The sequence below is a fragment of the Mesorhizobium sp. M7A.F.Ca.MR.362.00.0.0 genome (genome assembly GCF_004023175.1).
GTDB lineage: Bacteria > Pseudomonadota > Alphaproteobacteria > Rhizobiales > Rhizobiaceae > Mesorhizobium.
In genome coordinates this window covers 8,014-14,384 of the sequence record NZ_RZTF01000145.1, presented here as the reverse complement: position 1 = coordinate 14,384, position 6,371 = coordinate 8,014, and the positions used below count along the sequence as shown (strand labels likewise).

The window sequence follows — 6,371 nt, the reverse complement described above, 5'->3', positions numbered from 1 at the left end:
GATGTTCGGCTGCGCCTTGATGCGTTCGACCAGGTAGCGCGACATGCTGGCATCGAGGCTGCCGCCGCGCGCCAGCAGCGCCACTTTGCGCGCATGACTAGCCAAGTAGACAGCCGCCTGCCCGGCCGAATTGCCGGCGCCGACCAGCGCCACTTCCTGGTCCGCGCAAAGCCGCCCTTCGATGGGCGACGCCCAATAGTGCACGCACGTTCCCTCGAACCGCGCCAGATTGGCGATGTCGAGGCGGCGATAGCGCGCGCCGCTGGCGATCACCACGCTGCGCGTGCGCACGGTCTCGCCATCACCGACATCGAGCAGATAGCGGGCGCCTGACGCGTCGGTGGCCGCGCTCAAAAGCTTCGCCTCGTCCGGTATCACCATTTCGACGCCGAATTTCTGCGCCTGGTTGTAGGCGCGCGCCATCAGCGCCATGCCCGTAATGCCTGTGGGGAAGCCGAGATAGTTCTCGATGCGCGACGAGGCGCCGGCCTGACCGCCGAAGGCGCGGCAATCGAGCACGATCGTCGATAGCCCCTCGGAGGCCGCATAGACCGCCGCCGCCAGCCCTGCCGGGCCGGCGCCGACGATGGCCACGTCATACACCGTATCGGCATCGATCGGCCGCAGCAGGCCGATGCAGCGGGCGAGGTCCTTTTCGCCGGGATTCATCAGCAGCCTGCCGTTTGGACAGAGCACGATCGGCAGGTGGTGCGGATCGACCTCGAAGCGTTCTACCAGGGTTTTGGCGCAGGGGTCGCTGCCGGAATCGAGCACGCGGTGCGGTTGGCCGCTGCGGGCGAGGAAACCCTGCAGCCGCAATACGTCGGCATTGTCCTGGGGTCCGATGATGATCGGCCCGCTGGTGGCGCTCTCCAAAAGCCCGACGCGGCGCAGGATCAGCGCCCGCATGATGCGCTCGCCGAGATTGGCCTCCTGCACCATCAGGTCGCGCAGCCGCTGCGAGGCGATGACGAACGCCTCCACCGGTTCGGCGGCCTGCGCATTGACCAGCGAGGGACGGGCCGAAAGCTGCGCCAGCTCGCCGACAAAGCTGCCGGGGCCATGGGTGACGATCGTCTCGCGCCGGCCGAGCCCGCCGTCCTGGGTGATGTCCACGCTGCCCGACAGCACGACGATCAGACCGGGCGCCACATCGCCTGCTTCGATGATGTGCTCGCCGGCGGCATAGGCGCTGGCCTCGCCGAACCGGCGCATGCGGTCGATATCCACCTCGGCCAGCGTGGGGAACGCCTGGTCGCGGCGGGCACCGAATATCTGGGTGGTGGATTGAGCCATGGTTTTGAGCGTAGCGAAGCGGGCGCGGAGTTTGAAGCGGTTTGTGAGGGGACTGGCCGGAAGGGGAGGTTGGCGGCAAAGAAAAAGCCCGGACGAGCCGGGCTTTTTCTCTAAGTTTCTGAACCGGCGAATGGTTCGAAACGGGAATTTGGTGCCCAGAAGAGGACTCGAACCTCCACTCCTTGCGGAACACGGACCTGAACCGTGCGCGTCTACCAATTCCGCCATCTGGGCTGGTGCGGGCTCATGTAAGCGGGCAAGCGATTGCTGTCAACGCGCTTTTTTCGCAGGTGCTCCGTTCGTCGGCTCAGTCGTCCAGCACTTCCTTCGAAGCGACGGTGGAATCGGCGTTGAGCTGGTAGATGACCGGCACGCCGGTGCCGAGTTCCAGCTTGACGATCTCCTCGCCCGACTTGCCGTCGAGCGCCATGATCAGCGCGCGCAGGGAGTTGCCGTGGGCGGCGACCAGCACGGTGCCGCCGCGCAGCACATGCGGCTGCAGATCGTGCAGGTAATAGGGCCAGACTCGGGCGCCGGTGTCCTTCAGGCTTTCGCCGGCGGGCGGCGGCACGTCGTAGGAGCGGCGCCAGACATGCACCTGCTCCTCGCCCCATTTCTTGCGGGCGTCGTCCTTGTTGAGGCCGGAGAGGTCGCCATAGTCGCGCTCGTTGAGTGCCTGGTCGCGGGTGGTCTTCAGATCGCTCTGGCCGACCGCGTCGAGGATGTGCTGGCAGGTCTTTTGCGCCCGGATCAGCGCCGAGGTGAATGCGATGTCGAATTTCAGGCCGCGCGCCTTGAGTTTTTGCCCCGCGGACTTGGCCTCGGCGTGGCCCTGCTCGGTCAGGTCGACGTCGCGCCAGCCGGTGAACAGGTTCTTCAAATTCCATTCGCTCTGGCCGTGACGCACGAGCACGAGGGTTCTCGACATGTTTGCTCCCTTCAGGTTGGCAGATTGGCCGCTCAGCTGAGGCCGAGCACGTCCCGCATCGAATACAGCCCCGGCTTCTTGCCGCGCGCCCAAAGCGCCGCCTTGACGGCGCCCCGAGCGAAGATGGCGCGGTCCTCGGCATGGTGGGCAAGCGTGATGCGCTCGCCGGTGCCGGCCAGCATCACGCTGTGGTCGCCGACGACAGAGCCGCCGCGCAGCGTGGCAAAGCCGATCGAGCCGGTCTTGCGCACGCCGGTGTGGCCGTCGCGGACCCGCACGTCGTTGCCGGAAAGGGGGATACCGCGCCCGGCGGCGGCAGCTTCGCCGAGCAGAAGTGCTGTGCCCGACGGCGCGTCGACCTTGTGCTTATGGTGCATTTCGAGGATCTCGATGTCGAAATCGTCGGCATCGAGCGCGCGCGCCGCCTGTTCGACCAGCACCGCCAGAAGATTGACGCCGAGGCTCATATTGCCCGACTTGACGATGGTCGCATGGCGCGCCGCCGCCGCGATTTTCGCATTGTCGTCGGCCGTGCACCCGGTCGTGCCGACGACGTGAACGATGCGCGCTTGCGCGGCGTAGCCAGCGAATTCGACTGATGAGGCCGGGGTGGTGAAATCGAGCACGCCGTCTGCCTTGGCGAAGACCGGCAACGGGTCGTCGCCGATCGGCACATTGATGATGCCGATGCCCGCCAGTTCGCCTGCGTCCTTGCCCAGATAGGGCGAACCCGCCCGCTCGACCGCGCCGATGACCCGCGCGCCGGGGATGGTGTGGATGGCACGGATCAGCGTCTGGCCCATGCGGCCGGCAGCGCCCACCACCACAAGGCCCATATCGCCTGCTTCGCTCATGTGCTCCTCACAGCAGTCTTCTTCGCACGCGTGGCCCGGACCGGAGTTTGGATCGGCTCGCGGTCCTCGACAAGCCCCAGTCCCTTCTTGCCCTGGATGCGGTGGAAGCGGGAATAGATGCTGTCCGGGTCGGCCATAAGCGTCGCATGGGTGCCTTCCTCGACCAACCGTCCCTCTTCCAGCACGATGATGTGGTCGGCATTGACCACCGTCGACAGCCGATGCGCTATGACGATGGTCGTGCGGCCTTGCATGACTTGGGTCAGCGCTTCCTGGACGCGCGCCTCCGCCTCGTTGTCGAGCGCCGATGTCGCCTCGTCGAGCAGCAGGATCGGTGCCTGGCGCACGATGGCGCGGGCGATCGAGACGCGCTGGCGCTGGCCGCCGGAAAGGGTCGAGCCGCCTTCGCCGACAGGCGTGTCGTAACCTTGCGGCTGCTGGCGGATGAACTCGTCGGCTGCCGCCTGTTTCGCCGCCTGCTCGATCTCGGCGTCCGTGGCCGACAGACGGCCGTAGCGGATGTTGTCGCGGATCGTGCCCTCGAACAGATAGGGCGCCTGCGCCACATAGGCGATCGACTGCCGCAGCGAATGCTTGGTTACCTTCGAGATGTCCTGGCCATCGACCTCGATGCTGCCCCGATCGACGTCGTAGAAGCGCTGCAAGAGCGCCACCAGCGTCGATTTGCCGGCGCCCGACGCACCGACGATCGCCGTCACCTTGCCGGCCGGGGCGGTAAAGCTCAGGTCCCTAAGCACCGGCATGTCGGCGCTGTAGCCGAACGTCACATTGTCGAAACGCACCTCGCCGGTGGTGATCCTCGCCTCGACGGCATCGGGTGCGTCGCCCTGTTTCGGCTCCAGGTCGAGCAACTCGTAGATCATGCGCGCGTTGACCAGGGCACGTTCCATGCCCACCTGTGTGCGCGCCAGGCGTCTTGCCGGATCGTAAGCCATGATCAGTGCGGTGATGAAGGAGAAAACCGCGCCCGGCGGCTGCCCAAGATACAGCGCCCGGTAGCCGGAATAGGCAAGCACGGAGGTGATGGCGAGACCGCCCAGAATCTCGGAAATCGGCGACAGCCGCTCCGAGACGCGGGCGATCTTGTTGTTACGCTGCTCGGCCGTGTCCGCCATGATGCCGATGCGGCGCGCCAGCTCGGCCTCCAAGGTGAAGGCCTTGACGATGGCGATGCCTTGCGTGGCTTCCTGCACGGACCCGTTCAGCCGCGAATTGATCAGGACGGATTCCCGGTTGATACGCCGCAGTCGGCGGGTGATATAGACGACGGCCCAGATCAGTGGAGGGCCGATCAGCAGCGAGCTGAGCGACAACACCGGATCCTGATAGATCATCACGCCGACGAGAGCGACCAGCGTGACCGCGTCGCGGCTGATGGAGGTCAGTGTCAGCGACAGCAGATCGCGAACGCCGCCGACATTCTCGCTGACCTGTGCCGCCAGCCGACCGGAACGCGTATCGTTGAAGAAGTTGACGCCGAGCTTCATCAGATGGTCGAAGCTACGCTTCTGGTAGCGCGCGACCAGATTGTTGCCGATACTAGCCAACGCGACTGCTTGGCCGTAACCGGCGAAGCCGCGCAGCAGGGAGGCCCCCATGAAACCGGCGCAGATCAACCAGAGCATATCGCCGCGTCGTTCGTAGAAGATCTGGTTGATCATCGGGGCCATGATCCACGCCGTGAAGGCAGTGGTGCCGGAAACGATCAGCAGGCAAGAGACGGCGACGACATAGGTCCAGCGATACTCTTTGCCGTTTTCAGCGAGGATGCGGCGGAGCACCGCTGTGACCTCGCCGGGCCGGGCTTTTTGTTTGTTTGGAGCTTCAAGTGTCAAATCGGGAGCGCTTTGTGGTTTTCCGCCTCGTGGGACCGGGGCTGCAAATTCGGCACCCCTCTTAACGCCCTGCGGCCTGATTGCCTATGCCCGCACCTGATTAACTTCGTCGCGGGGCGCGAGCGCTTCGCCGGCTTTCAGGCCTGCCAGCGCCGGCCCTCCGTCTGGACACCGAACAGCAAGGGGTTCCGGGCATAGGCGGCAAGGCCCAGCAGTGCGGCCAGCGGGTGGGTGATGACGTAGACCGGCATGGTGCGCATCATCGCGCTGTGCGGCGCCTTGTCCTCGAAAGCGGCCCGGAAATTGCCGGCTTTCAGCGCCGGCACGATCTTCTGCGCGATGCCACCGGTGAGGAACACGCCGCCGCGGCTCATGAATACCAGAGCAAGGTCGCCTGCGGTGCGCCCAAGGCAGGTGACGAAGATCTCCAGCGCTTCCTCTGCAACCGGATCGGTTTTCGCAAGTGCCGCGGCAGTGATCTCGGCCGGCGTGGTGAAGGGCGACGGCTTGCCGTCCGCCTTGGCTACCGCCCTGTAGACATTGACCAGACCGCGTCCGCACAGGATCTGCTCGCCCGAAACGCGGCCTTCGAGCTTCTCGATATGCGGAAAAACCTCGAAATCGCGCGGTGTGCGCGGGCCGATGTCCATATGGCCGCCCTCGCCGGGGACCGGTATCCAGTGATGCAGCGCGTGGACCAGCCCGGCGACGCCGAGCCCGGTTCCTGGACCGAGCACGACGCGCCCGGCATTGGGCTCCGGCGTGCCGCCGCCGATCTTTTCCATGTGCTCCTCGCCGAGCGCGACGACGGCCAGCGCCTGCGCCTCGAAATCGTTGAGCACGACGATGTCGCTCAGGCCGAGGCTGGCGAACATTTTCCTCGGCTTGACGATCCAGGGGCAGTTGGTGAGTTCGATCTCGTCGCCGTCGACCGGGCCAGCCACCGCCAGCACCGCCGAATTGGGGCGCACCGACGAGCGGTCGAGCACGGCCGCCTGGATCGCCTCGTCGATGGTGTTGTAGTTTGCCGTCTGGACAATGGTCGGCTCGCCTGCCTCGGAATTGGCGTCGAGCACGATCGAAAAGCGCGCATTGGTGCCGCCGATGTCGCCGATCAGGATCGGAAACCGCAACAAAGTATCGTCGTCGCCTGTGCGTGGCATGCTCTCGTCCGTCTCCGGCGCCCCCGACGGCGTCTGGCCGTTCTTCCGTTGACTAGCGCATGGGTTTGAAAAGGGAAACGGTTTTCGACCCGGGCGGCGCGCTGAGGCCGGCTCTGCGGCCAAACCGCCACGGTTTCGCAAAATGAGGCGCTGAACCGATTGAGTCTGCCTATAGGCTATAAGCCGTGATCGTCAGTTTCCAGGCGGCCGCGGTCGCGGCAGCGGCACGCCGATCTCGGGCGTCGCCGTGAAAGCGTTCATCGTGCTTGGCAAG

Annotated in this window: 5 protein-coding genes and 1 tRNA gene; all 6 read right to left on the bottom strand. The window is 65.5% G+C overall.

Annotated features, from left to right (window positions below; translation table 11 throughout):
- Positions 1–1,296 (bottom strand): cyclic nucleotide-binding domain-containing thioredoxin-disulfide reductase (locus tag EOC06_RS18555; protein ID WP_128308461.1); only part of this gene is annotated, 1,296 nt, incomplete at its 3' end.
- Between the two features lie 149 nt (positions 1,297–1,445).
- Positions 1,446–1,530, bottom strand: a tRNA-Leu gene (locus EOC06_RS18550).
- 73 nt (positions 1,531–1,603) lie between these two features.
- Positions 1,604–2,224, bottom strand: coding sequence for a 2,3-bisphosphoglycerate-dependent phosphoglycerate mutase (locus EOC06_RS18545; RefSeq protein WP_128308460.1), 621 nt, complete (start codon positions 2,222–2,224; stop codon positions 1,604–1,606).
- A 32-nt stretch (positions 2,225–2,256) separates the two neighbouring features.
- Positions 2,257–3,078: a 4-hydroxy-tetrahydrodipicolinate reductase gene (dapB, locus tag EOC06_RS18540; RefSeq protein WP_128308459.1), complete on the bottom strand. Its 822-nt coding sequence runs from the start codon at positions 3,076–3,078 to the stop codon at positions 2,257–2,259.
- A complete protein-coding gene (locus EOC06_RS18535; protein WP_128308458.1) occupies positions 3,075–4,934 on the bottom strand; it encodes an ABC transporter ATP-binding protein in 1,860 nt (619 codons plus the stop codon). The genes dapB and EOC06_RS18535 overlap by 4 nt, the downstream gene beginning before the upstream one ends.
- 137 nt (positions 4,935–5,071) lie before the next feature.
- Positions 5,072–6,097 carry a glucokinase gene (locus tag EOC06_RS18530; protein WP_127321173.1) on the bottom strand — a complete coding sequence of 342 codons (1,026 nt, stop codon included), beginning with the start codon at positions 6,095–6,097 and terminating at the stop codon, positions 5,072–5,074.
- Positions 6,098–6,371 lie beyond the last annotated feature (274 nt).